This is a genomic window from Arthrobacter citreus, assembly GCF_038405225.1.
Lineage (GTDB): Bacteria > Actinomycetota > Actinomycetes > Actinomycetales > Micrococcaceae > Arthrobacter_B > Arthrobacter_B citreus_A.
Window position 1 is genome coordinate 778,968 of the sequence record NZ_CP151657.1, and the last position, 17,401, is coordinate 796,368.

Annotated in this window: 11 protein-coding genes; 9 read left to right on the forward strand and 2 right to left on the reverse strand. The window is 57.0% G+C overall.

The window, feature by feature from the left end:
* Nucleotides 1–28 precede the first annotated feature (28 nt).
* Nucleotides 29–265 (reverse strand): hypothetical protein, encoded by a 237-nt coding sequence (locus AAE021_RS03615; protein WP_342024289.1) that lies wholly within the window; start codon nt 263–265, stop codon nt 29–31.
* A 182-nt stretch (nt 266–447) separates the two neighbouring features.
* On the opposite strand from AAE021_RS03615, the gene AAE021_RS18070 reads away from it, so the two are divergent.
* From AAE021_RS18070 to AAE021_RS03665, 9 genes are all read left to right on the forward strand, one after another.
* The gene (locus AAE021_RS18070) at nt 448–1,650 is read left to right on the forward strand and encodes a glycosyltransferase family 4 protein (protein WP_425362443.1); all 1,203 of its coding nucleotides are present in this window, start codon (nt 448–450) and stop codon (nt 1,648–1,650) included.
* 32 nt (nt 1,651–1,682) lie between these two features.
* Complete coding sequence (locus AAE021_RS03630) at nt 1,683–3,386, forward strand: glycosyltransferase family 4 protein (RefSeq protein WP_342024290.1); 1,704 nt, start codon at nt 1,683–1,685, stop codon at nt 3,384–3,386.
* Nucleotides 3,383–4,276 (forward strand): ABC transporter permease, encoded by an 894-nt coding sequence (locus AAE021_RS03635; RefSeq protein ID WP_342024291.1) that lies wholly within the window; start codon nt 3,383–3,385, stop codon nt 4,274–4,276. The genes AAE021_RS03630 and AAE021_RS03635 overlap by 4 nt, the downstream gene beginning before the upstream one ends.
* A complete protein-coding gene (locus AAE021_RS03640; RefSeq protein WP_342024292.1) occupies nt 4,260–5,141 on the forward strand; it encodes an ABC transporter ATP-binding protein in 882 nt (293 codons plus the stop codon). Before AAE021_RS03635 ends, AAE021_RS03640 begins: the two co-directional genes overlap by 17 nt.
* Nucleotides 5,138–7,033 carry a glycosyltransferase family protein gene (locus AAE021_RS03645; protein WP_342024293.1) on the forward strand — a complete coding sequence of 632 codons (1,896 nt, stop codon included), beginning with the start codon at nt 5,138–5,140 and terminating at the stop codon, nt 7,031–7,033. The genes AAE021_RS03640 and AAE021_RS03645 overlap by 4 nt, the downstream gene beginning before the upstream one ends.
* Before the next feature lie 11 nt (nt 7,034–7,044).
* Nucleotides 7,045–8,292, forward strand: coding sequence for a UDP-N-acetyl-D-mannosamine dehydrogenase (gene wecC, locus AAE021_RS03650; protein ID WP_342024294.1), 1,248 nt, complete (start codon nt 7,045–7,047; stop codon nt 8,290–8,292).
* Between the two features lie 42 nt (nt 8,293–8,334).
* Nucleotides 8,335–12,822: a glycosyltransferase gene (locus AAE021_RS03655; RefSeq protein ID WP_342024295.1), complete on the forward strand. Its 4,488-nt coding sequence runs from the start codon at nt 8,335–8,337 to the stop codon at nt 12,820–12,822.
* Complete coding sequence (locus AAE021_RS03660; protein ID WP_342024296.1) at nt 12,819–14,618, forward strand: hypothetical protein; 1,800 nt, start codon at nt 12,819–12,821, stop codon at nt 14,616–14,618. Before AAE021_RS03655 ends, AAE021_RS03660 begins: the two co-directional genes overlap by 4 nt.
* Before the next feature lie 245 nt (nt 14,619–14,863).
* Entirely contained in the window at nt 14,864–16,144 is a 1,281-nt protein-coding gene (locus tag AAE021_RS03665) for a hypothetical protein (RefSeq protein ID WP_342024297.1), read from the forward strand.
* A gap of 105 nt (nt 16,145–16,249) precedes the next feature.
* On the opposite strand, the gene wecB is transcribed toward AAE021_RS03665, so the two are convergent.
* On the reverse strand, nt 16,250–17,389 hold the full coding sequence (gene wecB, locus AAE021_RS03670) for a non-hydrolyzing UDP-N-acetylglucosamine 2-epimerase (protein WP_342024298.1): 1,140 nt from the start codon (nt 17,387–17,389) through the stop codon (nt 16,250–16,252).
* Nucleotides 17,390–17,401: the final 12 nt, after the last annotated feature.

Sequence of the window (17,401 nt, forward strand, 5' to 3'; positions counted from 1 at the left end):
GGTATCTCATAGACGGTGGAAGCATGCTCTACACGGACTTTCGGTGGGACCCGACGACAGGGTTGGTGACTACGCTGGCGGCAGATGAAGAGCCCAGCTCGCCGTCGCCGTCTCCGACCCCTGAGGCAACGGCGACGCCGTCGGCCACTCCATCCGCAACACCCACGGCAACGGCCAGCGCCTCGGCGACCCCCACCGCAACTCCCAGCCCGAGCAGAACACCGGTTGCCGCCGAACAAGCCGCAGCAAACGAGGGCTTTTCCACGCCTGATTGGGTGATTCGCGGTGGGGTGATAATTCTGCTGCTGGGACTTGGAGCCCTCTACTACCGGAAGCTGCGCCGTCCCCCAGCCGACATTACGACCAAGTTGTAGGAATTCGAGAGTAGACTTGGCAGGTAATTTTGTCTCGGCGTAGGTATGCGCCGAATTCTTGGGGGGGAAAACTGTGCGGGTACTCTTGCTCACGCATTCGTATTCGCCGGAGCATAGCCCGCCCCAGCGTCGCTGGACCCAGTTCATCAAAAACTTCCGTAAAGCAGATTGGGAAGTCGACGTAATAGCCCCTGTGGCACATGCACCGCACGGACGGCGCGTGTTACCAAAAAGGGTGGCGGGACGTGCTTTTCGTAGTGACCGCGGCAAATACGGCGAACGCATTATTCGCGTCCCGTATCTCTGGCATCGGACTACTAGACTTGGCCGGCTGGCCGATCACTGTGTTTCCGCTGCGGCCAGCGTCCTTGCCGGCCTCCTGGTCCGACGGCCGGACGCATTGATCGTCACGGTACCCAGTCTTCCGATTCTGGGTGCAGCGTATGTTGTGGCCAGGGTTAGGCGGGTTCCCCTCATTGTCGATATGAGGGACGCTTGGCCCGACATAGCTCGCGATGCGCGTTTGGTCCAGGGGAGTGCCAAGAGCGTCGCGGAACGCGTCATCGTGGGCATCCAACAGCAAGCTGATCTTGTGGTGACGGTGACGGAAGGATTTGCCCGCACCCTCCGCGACCGCGGTATGAGGCACGTTGCAACAATCAGCAACGGAGTGGATACAGCTGTCCGGGAGCTCCTACCGCCTCCGCCGGCAGAGTCGGACCAGCTCCGTGTGCTCTACCTGGGAAACCACGGGGAAAGTCAACGCCTTGAAACTGTCATTCGTGCAGCCGCGCTTGCCCGGGACTATGTTCATCTCACCATGGTGGGTCATGGCGTGCAGAGGAGAGCCCTCATGGAACTGAGCGGACAGCTTGGCGCTCCAGTGACTTTCCATGAACCAGCCTTGGGGACCGAAGTGATGGAACATTACCGGGCTGCGGATACCTGCGTTGTTTCGTTGCGCGACGACTGGAAATCCTTCGAAACAACCGTGCCGTCCAAGACCTACGAGGTGCTGGCCGTTGGCCGGCACGTTACCGGAATTGTTCTGGGGGAGGCCCGCGACATCATTGAGGCCTCAGGCGCCGGCACCGTGGTTCCTTCGGACGCGGCGAGTATCGCGGCGATGTGGCTGCAGCTCCATCAGGACCGCAGCCTGCTCCTTACTGGAACGTCCGGCCGGGACTGGGTCGAAGCAACAGTGAACATCGACGCACTTGCGGCTGACTACGCCCGACTCATCAGGAAAGTCAGCGAACAAGAGTCCCTCCAGTGAACCCTCTTCAATTGGCACGCAACTGCTCTCTCATGGCGTCCACCGCGGCCAGGCACTTCGCCGACGACCCAGTCCGTCTCCTGGTCCTCGCATCACAAAAACTGCCGGGGCGGATCACGTCAAAACTGGGCGCCGTGTCGCGGATGCTCCCGCAGCGCACCTACATCAGCGCCCTCCTGAGCCTGGTCGGGGGAGACCAAACAGTTCTGCAGACCCAACTGCGCGCTGCACAGCAAGCCCCGGGCACCCGCTCAGGTGTGGCACTTGCCGACGTAGCGATTGCAGGAGGCTACCCGGGCCTGGCAGCCGAACTCTTGTGCGCGACAGCAACGACAGAACGGGGTGCGGCGCCGACCATTGCGCGGCTCCGTTGGCATAACGGAGACATGTCCGGTGCTGTTGATGCTTTGGCGGGAGTTCCCGGCAGGCGAGCCCGTCATATGCGTAGCAGGCTGGAAAGCGAACGTGATGTCTTTCACGGATGGCGGCCAACACTGGACCGAGTTGAGTCCTATGATCCGGCAGCGAAAACGGTACTGCACATCCTCACAAATTCCCTGCCGCACACCGGGAGCGGCTATGCTCAGCGCACCCATTCCATCCTGAAGGCTCAACGGCAACTGGGCTGGGACGTGCATGCCGTGACGCGTCCCGGTTATCCGGTTCAGCTGGGCAAACTGGCGGCTCGGAATACTGACCGGCTTGATGACGTCGTTTATCACCGGATCCTTCCGGCCAGACTGCCTGAGGGCATGACGGCGCGGCTGCAGCTCCAAGCGGAAGAGACCCTCCGCCTGGCCCTCAGGTTGCGCCCCGCAGTGCTGCACACCACCACCCACTTCGTGAATGCCTTGGTGACGGCCGCCGTCGCCGAAGCGCTGGGTATTCCCTGGGTATACGAGGTTCGCGGACAGCTTGCCGACACCTGGGCATCATCCAGAGGGCCCGAGGCCGGGAACAGCGAGCGATACCGGACATTCGTTGCCCGGGAAACAGAAGCCACACAGCGCGCCGATGGGTGCGCCACGTTGGGGACGGCGATGCGGGATGCAATTGCTCTGGGTTCTCCACAATCGGAGATAGTCCTCCTGCCGAACGCTGTGGGAGAAGCTTTTCTCAAGGAACCGCTTTCTTCGCGCCAGGCACGCCGGCAATTGGGATTGCCGGTCGAAGGAACCTTCGTTGGGACCGTGAGCAGCTTGGTTGGTTATGAGGGCCTCGATGACTTGATAGCCGCGTTTGCGTCTTTGGCCAAGGACGACACTGATCTGCAGTGCCTTATCGTTGGCGCGGGGGCTGCTGAGAATGCCCTGAGGCAGCAGGCTAAGGAATCAGGTTTCGGCCACCGGATAGTGTTCACGGGCAGAGTGGACCGGAGTCTGGCCCACCTGTATCACCAAGCCCTGGATATCTTTGTTCTCCCACGAAAAGACAGCATAGTTACGCGATCGGTCACCCCGCTTAAGCCGGTAGAAGCACTGGCATCAGCCCGCCCCATCGTCTTTAGCGATCTGCCCGCACTTCAGGAAACCATTGACGAAGGTGCGGAAGGGGTCCCGTTCAAAGCGGGTGACCGAGGGGGCTTAGCCTTAGCTATCGCGTCCCTTGCAGGAAATCCCAAGATGCGTCAGCAGATGGGACAAGCAGGACGCCGCCGGATTTTAGCCAAGCGAACGTGGGCGGCAACAGCAGCCCGAGTCATAGAAACGTACGAACGATTGAAGGTAAGTCAGTGACGGAACCCAGGCCATCAGGGACGGTGGAGCTGCCTCACAAGGTGACAGTCGCCCTGGACTTGAAAGAGCTGTCAAGAGTCGGGGCCAGACCAAAGCTCACCGACTATTTAGTATCTCTCTGGAATTACCGGCAATTCGTTCTATACGACGCCAGGGCACGAGTTCAGACAGCTAACAGGCGCGACCGGTTGGGTAGCGCATGGCTTCTCCTCGACCCTCTACTCAACGGTTTGGGCTACTTCCTGATTTTCGGACTTCTACTGAACTCCAGCAGGGGAATCGACAATTTTCTGGGATACCTCATCATTGGGGTTTTCCTTTTTCAGCTGAGCACCCGGTCGATAGTGGCAACGGCACGCATCGTTTCAACAAATCAGAACGTAATTCAGGCATTCAACTTTCCTCGGGCCACACTGGCGCTTGCCGTAAATATACGCGAATTGATCGCAAATATTCCCGTTATAATTATGATGCTTGTACTAATAATTACAATTCCTCCCGTTGAGTCGATAACTTGGTTGTGGGTGCTGATTGTTCCCGTAATCCTTCTGCAGGTGGTATTTAATCTAGGCGTAGGCCTGTTACTTGCACCGCTTGTAGCAAAATTAAACGATCTTGTACATGTAATATCCTTTGGTATGCGTTTTTGGATGTTCGCTTCATGCGTCATGTTTTCAATAACGCGCTATGAAAAATGGCCATCAATACTCGCCGTAGTCGAAGCGAATCCCATGTACATCATAATTACGATGGTAAGAAACTGCCTCCTGTATGCTCAGGCGCCTGTTTGGCAGGACTGGGCCGGGCTGGTGGCATGGTCATTCGGCGCTCTCTGTGTGGGCATGTTCTTCTTCTGGAGAGGAGAGGAGACGTATGGGCGCGATGATTAATTTGGCTTCGGGGTCGCCAGCAGTGGTGATCGATAAAGTGGCTATGACATATACCATTCCTGCCGGAGGAATGAAGGGTGAGGAGGGTATCCGCCCCGCTATTTCCCGGCTTGTTGGAAAGGGGGGCGGGACGGAAATTTACGCCCTCAAAGAGCTCTCCCTCGTGGCTATGCACGGGGAGGTCATTGGCGTAATAGGGCTCAATGGATCTGGCAAGAGCACCCTGATGAAGTTGATATCAGGAAAGATCAACCCGTCTAGAGGGCAGGTATATGCTTCGTCTACACCGATTATGCTGGGCGTATCTGCAGCTCTGGTTCCTGACCTCTCCGGCGCGCATAACATCATGCTCGGCTGCTTGGCGATGGGAATGTCCAATCAAGATATCGCAAGAAAGTACGATTCCATTCTTGAGCTTTCCGGGCTGGAAGAATCAATTCATCTTCCGATGCGGTCCTATTCATCCGGCATGGCTTCACGTCTAAGATTTGCTATTGCGGCTGCCATTGACCCGGAGATTCTTATCATTGATGAAGCGCTGAATACTGGCGACGATGAATTCAAGGACCGAACGAAAAAACGGATGGATGAAGTCCGGGCACAAGCAGGATGCGTTTTCCTTGTCAGCCACAGCCTCAATACCATCCGGGATTTGTGCACGCGCCTCGTCTGGTTGGACAAAGGTGATTTGCTGTACGACGGGGAACCAGAGCAAGGGATCAACTGGTACCGGAAGTACACCGCGGAGCTTGCTAAGAAAGACAGGTTTGCCGCAGGAAAAATTCGTCGCAGGATGCTCCGTGATCTCGAGATAGTTGATATTCAGCCCAAAGTGGCTGGACGACGCAAGCAGGGGACAGCGTGACACGTGATATTCAGCGGCTGCGAACTCTGCTGTGGCACTTTAGGAACGGCGGCTTCGAGCAACTGCGCAAGCATCGCGGAACCAAGGTGGACTCCGGCAGCTCGGCGGCTGCGAAGAAACAACGTATCTCGTTCCTCGGCAAGGGCAGCCGGTTGGCATTTGAACCCTTCGACGTCGGGGTAGACGACATCAGACGGAGTGATCTGACCGTCGCAGTCATTTTGGATGAATTTTCCAGCTTGGCCTTCCAACACGAGTGGAATCAAGTGTCCCTGCACCCACAGACTTGGGCGTCTGAGCTTGAAGCCAGTAAGCCGGACTTGCTTTTTGTCGAATCGGCGTGGAACGGGAACGGTGGTCTCTGGAAATACGAGCTCACCGGAGCATCCGGGCCCAAGAAGAACTTTCTACAGCTACTTGAAACATGCCGGGAGTTGGGCATCCCGACAGTTTTCTGGAATAAGGAGGATCCTCCCCACTACCAGGATTTCTTGGATGCTGCGAAACATTTTGATCATGTGTTCACCAGCGATTCCGATCGGCTCGTAAATTATCAAGATGATCTTGGTCACGACAACGTAGGCGTGCTGCAGTTTGCCGCCCAGCCTGCGCTCCACAACCCCATCCGCCCCCGGAGCGGCTGGCACGAACGCGGCGTTGCCTTTGCGGGCATGTATTTTGCCCATAAATTTCCTGAACGGCGGGAGCAACTCGACCTGTTGCTCGCTGCAGCCACGCGGCTTGACGCCAAGGGAGCTGCGGGCCTCGAGATCTTCTCCCGTCATGCAGAAAAGAGCGCGGACTACCGCTTTCCCAGTGACTTGACGAAGTTCGTTAGGGGCTCACTCTCCTACCCCGAGATGCTGACCGCATATAAGGCCTTCAAAGTCTTCCTCAATGTCAACTCCGTAGTGAATTCGCCGACGATGTGTGCCAGGCGAATCTTCGAGATCTCCGCTGCTGGCACCTCAGTCGTCAGCACACCAAGCGTCGCTTTGGGCCAGACATGGGCGGCAGACGAGCAGTTTATCGTGCAAACGGCTGAAGACGCTGAACAGGTGATTGATTCGTTAATCCGTAATCCTGAGCTGTCGGACCGTCAGCTCCACAAAGCACAGCGGCGCATCTGGTCTGATCACACCTATGCGCATAGAGCGGAACAGGTCATCTCATCGGTCTTACCAAGCAGCACGATTCCGGTCGCGGTGCCGGATGTTTCGCTGCTCGTTTCCACGATCCGACCGCACCAGATTCGCAGCGTTTTCCAATCTGTAGCCAACCTAGCCCGTGTCGAGACCGAACTGATTCTGGCTACGCATGGGTTCCATCTGCCGGCGCACGAGGTACGGGACCTGCAACGCGAGTTCGGGGTGGAGAATGTCGCCGTATTGGAGCGCCCGCGAAGCGTGACTCTTGGCGACTGCCTTAACGACTGCGTCAAGGCATCGTCGGGGTCGGTGCTTTCCAAAATGGATGACGACGATTTTTATGCGCCCAACTACATGATCGATATGGTTCATGCGTTGGCTTTTTCTAAGGCAGACGTGGTCGGTAAACAGGCTCACTACGTTTTTGTCGCAGAATCCGATGTTACTGTCCTGCGATACGCCGACCGCGAGCACCGGTTCACGAGCGCCGTGATGGGGCCCACCATTACAGCCCGCAGAAGTGTTTTTGAGAATGTACAATTTCAGGGACTCTCGCTCGGGGAAGACACCGCTTTCCTTCGCGACGTTAAGAGCGGTGGCGGCCGAATCTATTCGGGCGACCGCTTCAATTACTTTCAGTACCGCGGCAACGCGGATCACACATGGAAAATCCCCGATGCAAAAATAACGGCGTCGGGAAAGGTCGTGTTCTTCGGGTCACCGGGTGAACACGTAGCTATATAGGGGAAAACCACATGCGCACCATCGAGACAGTGGCCGTCATTGGCCTGGGATATATAGGCCTGCCCACAGCGGCTGTGCTGGCATCCAACGGAATCAACGTGATAGGCGTGGATGTTAAGGCATCCTCCGTCGAGGCCATCAACCGCGGAGAAGTGCCCTTCGTGGAACCCGATCTGGCTACGCAGGTGGCCGGGGCGGTCAGCCAAGGCAAACTCAAGGCAACGCTGGACACCCCTGCGGCGGACGCCTATATCGTGGCAGTACCAACACCCTTCAAATCAGACAGAAGCGCAGACCTCTCCTACATCGAGGCGGCAGCCCGGAATATCGCCCCGCAGCTGACCGGCGACGAACTGATTATTCTCGAATCAACCTCGCCTCCCGGAGCTACCAAGCACCTAGGTGAGTACCTCATCTCGCTGCGGCCTGACCTCTCTTTGGACCCGGCCTCAGATGCGCCGGTCATCCATGTGGCGCACTGCCCCGAACGTGTCCTCCCCGGGCGGGTCATGATCGAGCTCGTGACTAATGACCGCATCATTGGCGGGCTGACCCGCGCCGCAGCAGAAATGGCTCGTGATCTCTACCTGTCCTTCTGCCAGGGCGACATGCACTTGACGGACTCCGTAACAGCCGAAATGGCCAAGCTTGTGGAAAACTCCTTCCGGGACGTTAACATCGCATTCGCCAACGAGCTTTCGATCATCAGTGAAAAATTGGACATCGATGTCTGGGAACTCATCGAGCTGGCCAACCACCATCCACGCGTCAACATCCTGCAGCCTGGCCCCGGGGTAGGCGGACACTGCATCGCCGTGGACCCATGGTTCATCGTGGCCAGCGCTCCCGAAGAAGCGAAGCTCATCCGGCAGGCACGGGAATCCAACGATGCAAAGCCACAGTGGGTTCTGGACCAGGTGCGGAAAAACATGCCCACCGAGAAGGCAACTCCAACGGTTGCCGCACTCGGTTTAGCCTTCAAAGCGAATATTGACGACCTGCGCGAGTCGCCGGCCATCGCCATTGTCCACGATCTGGCGCAGATGGAAGGTGTTCGCGTTCTTGTTGCAGAACCCCATGTCGACCATCTCCCTCCGGCACTCACGCAAGGTGGAGCTATTGAGCTTCTTTCCACAGAGGATGCAATTGCGGCCGCTGACGTCGTTCTTCTGCTCGTAGACCATGACTCGTTCAAGCAGCTGGACACTGACCTGCTGCGAGACAAGAAGGTCATCGACACACGCGGCATCTGGCGCTAAGAGCAGTCAGTCCAAGCAGGCAGAGTAACGGCAGGGTAAATAATGAAGCACCAGGATGAACAGCAGACCTTCTCCCCGGCGAAGGAAGCCCAGCGGGCGAAATACATGCCAAACTTCGACCAGCTGGTCAGCAACTACGAACACCTGCTGATTCGAAGCAGGCGTGAGTCCCAACAAGTTGTTCAGCTTCGAAGTGAGCTCGCGAAGAGTAAAAAGCAACTGGCTGCTCTTGAAGCGCGTGAGAATAAGATTCGCGCCGAAAACCTGAAACTCAAAAAAACACTGACGGCACTCCGGAACTCCACGAGCGTCAAAGCTGGTCGTGCCGTTACTCTGCCTGCGCGATTCGTCGTGAAAGCCATACGCCGAGCTTCGGCGATGCCTCCGGCATCGTCGACGGGGAGCGTTAAGGGGGCCACTGAAGCACAGCAAGGTCGGGACGTCTTCACTGCGGACCTGGACGCGGCTGCGCCGACAGTAGATCCTGTAGCGCTCAACAAAACGTATCGCGAGGCAGCCGATATTGACGGCACGCCGGAGAGCATCCTCCGGTTTGTTAACCACTCCTACTTCGTTCTCGGACAAATTTCAGAACCGGCTGCGGTAGTCCGAGCCCACTACGAAAAACTGACCGGGCTTTCTGTTAAGGATGCAAGGCTGGTGCGGGTCATTCTGGGCTTCGACGAGCTCCTTCAGAATGAGCCCCAGATCCCGCCCCGGCAGCCAAACGCCGGGTACCAGGTGGAGAGGAACCGGGTGCTTTACTGTGCCCACAGCACCGGCCACTTCAACAGCAACGGGTATTCGACGAGGACGGCCGGCGTCATCCGAGGCCTGACGGGCCGGGGGAACGATGTGGTAACCATGGCCCGTCCGGGATATCCGTGGGACGTCAAGGTGGATGTGAATAAACCCCCAGCAGGGCGGTTCACAAAGGTCATTAACGGCGTGGAGCATGTGTACAACCCCTGCCTGAGCTGGACTGATGACAGGCTTGACCACTACCTGCTTGCCTCCATCGACACTTACGTGCGTGAGGCACAGCGGCAGCGGGCGTCACTTATTCACTCAGCATCCAATTACGTGACTGCGCTTCCCGCTTTGATAGCGTCACGCCGTTTGGGTATCCCTTTCACTTATGAGGTCCGCGGACTCTGGGAAGTCACCGGAGCATCGGGACGCCCCGGGTGGGAAGATTCCGAGCGTTACAAGTTCTCCGAACGCATGGAGACTCTTGTTGCGCAACATGCTGATCATGTGTTTGCTATTACTGCCCAGATCAGGGACGAACTCGTCCGCAGGGGAGTGGAAGCATCGAAAATCAGTCTCCTGCCTAACGCCGTGGACACCACTGAGTTCACCCCCATGCCGCCGTACCTTCCCCTGCGGGAAAAGCTGAACCTTCCTGCCGACGTACCGGTGATCGGGTATGCAGGAAGCCTTGTCCATTACGAGGGGCTTTCCGACCTTCTAAAGGCAACACGCAAAATGGTCGACGCAGGCCGGGACCTCCGAGTCGTGCTTGTGGGAGACGGCCCTGAGCTCGACAACCTAAAAGCCGAGGCAAAGGACCTCCAGCTCACAGCAACTGTCACCTTTACGGGCCGAGTTCCTGCCAAGGAGATCTCCAACTACATCAGCATTTTCGATGTCATGCCCTGCCCCCGCCTGAGCCTGCCGGTCACGGAGCTCGTCTCCCCGCTGAAACCCTTGGAAGCAATGGCCTGCGCCAAAGCACTGGTCCTCACCAAGGTTGCTCCACTCATTGACTTAGCAGGGCAGGATGAACGCAGGGCCATCCTCGTGGAACCATCGGATCCCGCTTCCTTAGCGGAAGGAATCCTGCGGCTACTCGATGATTCCGAGCTTCAGAAAGAGTTGGGGAGACGTGCACGGCTATGGGCTGTGCAGGAACGTACCTGGAATCTGTCGGGGAAATTAGCCGTGGAAGCCTTCGAAAGCGTGTTCGAGGACTACCGCGATTCGGCCCAAGCGGCTCCGTCTCTTCGACAAATACGGCTGGCGATCATTGCAGACACCTTCACGACCGAGGGACTGCGCCCGGAAACAGATTTGTTGGAGCTCCGTCCCGGCTCTTGGCGCGATCAACTGGAAGACTCCCCAGTGGATGCGTTGCTGGTGGAATCCGCTTGGGAAGGAATCGACAACGAATGGAACCAGCGGGTCGGCTTTTACAGCGATGAGCAATTCAGCATTATGCGAGATATCCTTGCGTACTGCCGAGAGCGGGCAATTCCGACAATTTTCTGGAATAAGGAAGACCCGGTGCACTTCAACCGGTTTAAGAACAGTGCCAAGCATTTCGATCACATCTTCACTACCGATGCAGACTGCATCAATGATTACGCCAAGGTCGCTGGTCCAAACGTCAAGAGCATCTCTTCCCTGCCGTTCTACGCTCAGCCCAAAATTCACAATCCCTTGCCGTCACACAGAACTTATAGCCATTCGGTGGCGTACGCCGGAACGTTCTACGGAGACCGGTACAAGGAACGATCACAGGAGCTGGGGCAGCTTCTGGACGCGGTCAAGCCATTCGGCCTCACCATCTATGACCGGCAACTGCTTAACCCCAACAGTCCCTACAGGTTCCCGGCACAACTGAACCGCTATGTCTCTGGCGGTCTTGGGTACCTGGAGATGGTCGAGGCCTATAAAGCGCATCCCGTCCACATCAACGTGAACTCCGTCGCAGCATCTCCCACAATGTTCTCTCGACGAGTCGTCGAGCTAGCCGCCTCTGGTTCTACAATCATCAGCGGGCGGGGACGCGGTGTCGACGATGTCCTGGCGGGCCTTGTATATACAGTCAAGTCTCCAAGCGAAGCCACCATTCTGGCTGATCGATGGATGAACGACGAAAAGGCGCGGATCCATGATGCCTGGCTGGCCTACCGTCTGGTGCACCGCGGTCATACCGCAGCGCATCGACTTGCCTATGTTCTGCGAACCGCAGGGCTGACCGTGCAAGCCCCCCAGCTTAGTGGCTATGCCCTGCAGACTGACGTTTTGACAGCGGCCGCGGTGGCAACCGTCCATGAGCAGACAGTGCTGCCCAACGTTATTGTCTACAACAGTGTCGAGGAAAAAGTCACCCTGCCGGCCGGAACGGTCAGCATATCCCGCTCCGATCTGACACCCGACGTCCTGCGCGACAACGGAGTTTCCTGGATCGGCCCCTACCTCACTGATCTTCACGACCGAACCGCATACGAGGACTTGCTGACGGCTGAGCGTTTTGGAACGTGGGACGAGCTCTCATATACGGAAAAAGAGCTGAACGTACCGGGGCAGACGTTGGCTGTAGTGGGAGATGCACAGATTTCCCGACCAGCAGACGCACGTACGCCTCTTCTCCGCAGAAGCACGGTGGAAGCCGCTGTGGGTCAGGGTGCCCACCTCCAGATGCGCCGGAGCATCTCCGACGCCGGCGCTGACACCTCGTCGGCGATTGCGGAGGTGGCACGCTCCGGTGGTGTTCATGCCCGGACGGTCCTTATCGCCGGGCACGACCTGAAGTTTGCGCAGGCAATTATGGCCGAGCTGGAAAACCAGGGCCACACGGTACTGGTGGACCAGTGGGACGGGCACGCGCAGCATGACGAAGAGCGGAGCCGCAAGCTTCTCGCCGAGGCTGACACGATCTTCTGCGAATGGACCCTGGGAAACGCCGTCTGGTACGCAGATAATGTTGAACCGCACCAGCGGCTGGTGACGCGGCTTCATTCGCAGGAGTTGTTCACCCCTTACCTCAAGATGCTGAACCATGCACGCGTTGATCAGATTATGGTCGTGGGCCGGCACATCGCGGACATAGCGGCAAGAGACCACGGAATTCCGCGCCACAAACTGGTTCTGATTCCGAACTCAGTTGAAGTGCCGCCAGCCCCGCAGCGTAAGGAAACTTCGGCACGGTTCCGGCTTGGCATGGTTGGTATCGTCCCTGCCCAGAAACACCTTGATCGGGCGCTTGATCTACTGAGCATGCTGAGAGCAGCAGACCAGCGCTTCACCCTTTCAATCAAGGGAAAAAGGCCCGAGGACTACCCATGGATGGCTCACCGCCCCGAGGAGATGGCCTACTACGAGGAACAGTATGAGCGGCTACAGGCTGACCCTAACCTGGTTGGGGCGGTGACTTTTGACGGGTTCGGCAATGATATGGATGAGTGGTACGAGAAAATAGGCGTTGTCCTGTCGGTCAGCGATTTCGAGTCCTTTCATCTAACGATTGCGGATGGGGCTGCGCATGGGGCCCTTCCGGCGGTGATGGGGTGGCCGGGATCGGACCACATCTACCCGGCCACGTGGATCTCCGCATCGCTCAACGAAATGGCCGCAAGGATACGTAGTGTCACTGGCGACGGATCAAAGTATGACGATGAGACCTCGGAAGCGCGCGAGTTCATCGGCACTTTCTTCTCATCGACCACGGTTCTACCACGGATTACAGCTGCCGTTCTTGGAATGGAACAAAAGGACCAGGGATTGCGAGGAATCGAATCGTGAGTCATTCGCGTGCCCTGGCGCCGGTGGCGATCTTCGGGCCTACCATCCCCACTAACGGTCAAAGTAGTCTCGTCGTTAGCCGAAACTTGGTTGTACTTAACGCCGATAGGATGGCGACTGGAAAGACCGAACAAGGAAGGATCTCCTGTTCGCTGACAGGGACTGCAATATATGGAAATAGCGCCCTGCTGTCCGCTGCAGATGTGGTGGCCGCAGTAGAGAAAATGGGTGACGCTGACCAGTTTATTGAGTTGTGGGGTAAGCGGGCAAAAAACCCGTGTTCAACTGTGATAGTTGATCATGCTCGCTCGAGAGTATTGATCCTGCCAGATCCCTTGGGCGGCTGCCTTGTGTTCACTTACAGGTACGGCGACACCACCTTTGTCTCGCCTGACCTTGAGAGTTTAGTGGAAGCTGCCGACGGACTGGGGATGAAGCCGGGTAAAAGCCTGACCTACCAGCTGGAGCGCAGCGTTCTTGGCAACGGTGGTCTCACACCTGCCAGTTATAAGGGTGTTGAGACCCTGCACATGATGGATTATGCAGCAGTAGGTCCGGAGGGACTCAGCCTCCAGTCGTATCGGGCTAAGAGCGATTACCTGGAACCCGGATTGTCTTACTCGGCTGTCCTCAACGACTATCGGCAGGACGTGCTGGAGACTGTTCAAGCGATTGCAGCCATAGAAGACACGAGAATCGCTCATCTCACCGGGGGGTTTGATTCTCGCTTGGTACTGGCCGGCATTATGAATGCTGGCGTACCGTCTCAGTTCCGTTATTTCTGCTCTGGACCCGTTGGCACTGCGGACCGCGACACTGCTGATGGCCTTGCTGCCTCATTAGGCATCGTTCGCACTCATGACGCTGGGCTCAGCATTGCCACTCCGAGTTCGGTGGAGGAGAAGTTTCTAGCTCCCATGGTCAACTCAGCCGGACTAACCAGTTCTGGCCCTTTGGGAACCGAGGCATACTCCGGGGGTGTGGTGGCCGGGGGCGGGTATGGCGGCCTTCTCCGGTCCGTGTACTCGACCCATATATCCGGTAGGGTCGATCAGCTCAGCCCCAGCACTGTCGCGGAGAAATTCTGGGGAGCACCCGCTATGGCGCCAAACGGGCTGATGACAGATACTTCCCGTGAAGGAATTTTAGAGCGGCTGGCGGCGGCACTCAACGAGTTGAAGAATGATGGTTACGAGGATGATTATCTTGGTGACGCCTTCTATCTGACTGGCCGGAATCGGTACCATTTTGGACAGAATTCCGTTCTGTGGAGCCGGGTTGGGCGACGTTATGACCCGCTCTATTCTGTGCACGGCCCCCGCCTGGCGCGGATGCTTCCAATCCACTCAAGAAAGACTAACGTAGCAGGCTTCGACGTTATGTCCTCGATGCAGCCTGACTTGATTTCATATCCTTTCGATCGTGACCGTTTCACGGGCGAATACCCGAATCTCCGCCGCGTTCCGAGTGTCAAATCCTTTAGTGGTGCTGCTCCAAGGTTTGTGTCCAAACCCGCCAGCCCTAAACCAGCCTCGGTCACGATCGATCATGAACTACGTAAAAAACAGATAATTCAGTCTCGCAAATTCGGGGTCAACTTCTGGCAAATTGAATCGATGGCCGCGGCGCAATCTGGACTCGCTACTTTGCTTCGTGACCTAGATATCTCGGACCTCGAAGAGGCGGTAAATCCAAATTATGTGTATGACTTGTCTAAGAACACACTAAAAACGCGTTCCCAAATCCGTCACCTTTATGCCGTCTATTCAATGCTGTTGTGGTACACCACGCCATGAGCGCTGACGGAGCGCTGAGGGATAGCGGAAGTGTGCTAGCCCGGCTGTTCCCCGGGGGTATCGCCAGACTGGGTCCACTCGCGAGCATCCTGATCGGTCACATGCCGTTAAGGCTTCCCCTGGTGCGCTTGGCTGAGCGGGAAAAAGCGGCAGCCAGTAGCCGATTCTCAGCTGTGACATTCGAATCAAATGGGAAACGGCTCCGAGTTTCCGGTTTAGGAAAGCGAAACAGTAAGTATCGACGAATGTATCGAGTGGTGGGCGGAAGAGGAACTTCTCGTACGGTTACTGCAGAATGGCGCCCCGAAGGAATCAGTCGCTTTGAAGTGCACGGGCAGTCCTTGGCCGCATTTTCTCAATCGGGCGCTAAAGTGGCCGAGCTGGAAATCGAGTCGAATGTCCCCTCCGTAGTCCGCTTGTTGGAGGACGACGGCGGCAAGCCATATCCGTCTGTCCGTATGGTGGGCGAGGATATCGACGCGCGACTGAGTATCCGGAGTTCGCAATTTCAAATTGTGGATAGAAATGTCGGGCATGCAGCAGCCGGATGGAAGTCATGGCAAAACAATCTGCACCTTAATTACTTGTTGGATGCCCCGAAAACTGAAAAGGGTCGGAGAAACCTGATTGTTGTTTTTTCTTCCTTGGGCGGTGACTACGACTTCACTTACAATTACCGGTCCGCCCTTCAGGACATGAATGCATACCGGCTTTTCGTGCTGGACGACTTTGGCAAGCGTGGTTCGTATTATTTTGCGGATCATAAGGATACGACAATTTACAGTGAAGTGCAGGAGTTTTTATCGCAGATTATTGCGGAGTTGGGTGTCAATTTAGATCGTGTGGTCTTTGGCGGGTCATCGAAGGGCGGGACGGCTGCGATGCTTCATGGCTTAGGTTTGGGCGTAGGAAAGATAGTCGTCGGCGCTCCCCAGGTTTTTCCTGGGAGTTACCTCCACGGCGCGGCGCCCGCAGTCCTGCAATTTATCGCGAACGGTCAGGATGCGGTTGCGAAGAAATGGTTGGATGACGCAGTGGTATCAAGGATTTGCAACCCTCCCGCGGGGACAGCAATTAGGATACTGGTTGGCGCGAAGGACCATCACCTTAAACGGCACGTGGAACCTCTGCTGATGCTTACTAGTTCGCACGGCCGCGATATTACGGCGACCGTAATACCTGACTTGGATCACAGTAATATTGGGTCTGTTTACCGACATTATCTAAAGAATATTGCGGGCCAGGCGCCGAGTTCTCCAAGCGAACATGTGCTTCCATATCAGTTCAGAATTCCCACGGTGTCCGGTGATCCACTGGAAGTCTATGTGTGGAAACCTAAGGGCGAACAGGTTGCGTGTCACCTGTACCAAGGGCAAAAACTAATTGCAAAGCGCGGATACTCAAAACGTTCGGATTTTGAGTTCCCCATGGTGCAGGGTGGTGACGTTAGAATGAAGGTATTCCGCCGGCGTCAAGGTGAAGTGCGGCCATTCGCGTGGTTCTATACAACAGTAATCAAGGTATAGCTCCACACTGAGATTATGAGGCCCTGCGCTCCCAGTTCTAGCGGTAGCGCAGGACTTCTCAGCGAGTATGACAGCAGCTAGTGGGCAATCACCTAATGAGTCGGACTAAGCGAAATCTGAAACGCGCTTACCAAGACCGAGCAGCTGCTCGATTGCGGCAACGGTCCGCTCGGCAGCCTTGCCGTCCCCGTACGGGTTCACTGCGTTGGCCATGGAGTCGAAGTACGCCTGGTCATTGAGCAGCCGGTCCACCTCGGAAACAATGCGGTCCTCGTCGGTGCCGATCAGCTTCACCGTGCCGGCCACCACTGCTTCGGGGCGCTCCGTGTTCTCGCGCATCACCAGCACGGGCTTGCCGAGGCTGGGGGCTTCTTCCTGGACTCCGCCGGAGTCGGTCAGGACCACGTGGGAGAGGGAGAGCATACGGGTGAACTCGCCGTAGGCGAGCGGCTCGGTGACGACAATGTTGTCGATGCCTTCGATGAACGGCATGACGGCGTCCCGCACCACGGGGTTCTTGTGCAGGGGGAGCACGATGGTCAGGTCAGGCTCGGCAGCGGCGATGCGCGCGAGGGCCCGGCCGACGCCGCGCATAGCCTCGCCCTGGTTCTCGCGGCGGTGGGTGGTGGACAGCAGAATGCGACCACCGGCCTCGGCAAGTTCTTCGAGCTTGGGATCGGTGAACGGGATGACCTTGTCCACAGTCATGAACAGGGCATCGATGACGCTGTTGCCGGAAACGACGATGTCCGCAGCAGTGACGTTTTCAGCCAGGAGATTGTCCCGGCTGGTGGTTGTGGGGGCAAGGTGCAGGCTGGCGATCTGCGATGTCATCTTGCGGTTCGCCTCTTCGGGGAAGGGCGAGAAGAGATCGTGGCTTCGCAGTCCCGCTTCCACATGGATAACCGGAATTCCGTGATAGAACGCCGCAATGGCGCCGGCCGTGGAGGTGGTGGTGTCACCCTGGACGATGACGGCGTCGGGCTTATTGACGCTGAAGAGCTTGTCCAGGCCGTCAATGGTCTTGGTGAGGATCCCGTTCAGGGTCTGTCCCGGGGCGAAAATATTCAGGTCGTGGTCCGGAACAATGTCAAAGAGGCTGTTCACCTGATCCAGCATCGACCGGTGCTGGCCCGTCACCGTCACGAAGCAGTCCAAGGTCTTCGATTCTTGAAGTGCGGCGACAATCGGAGCCATCTTGATGGCTTCCGGTCTGGTGCCATAAATAGGCATGATGACTGGCATGAGATTCCCCCA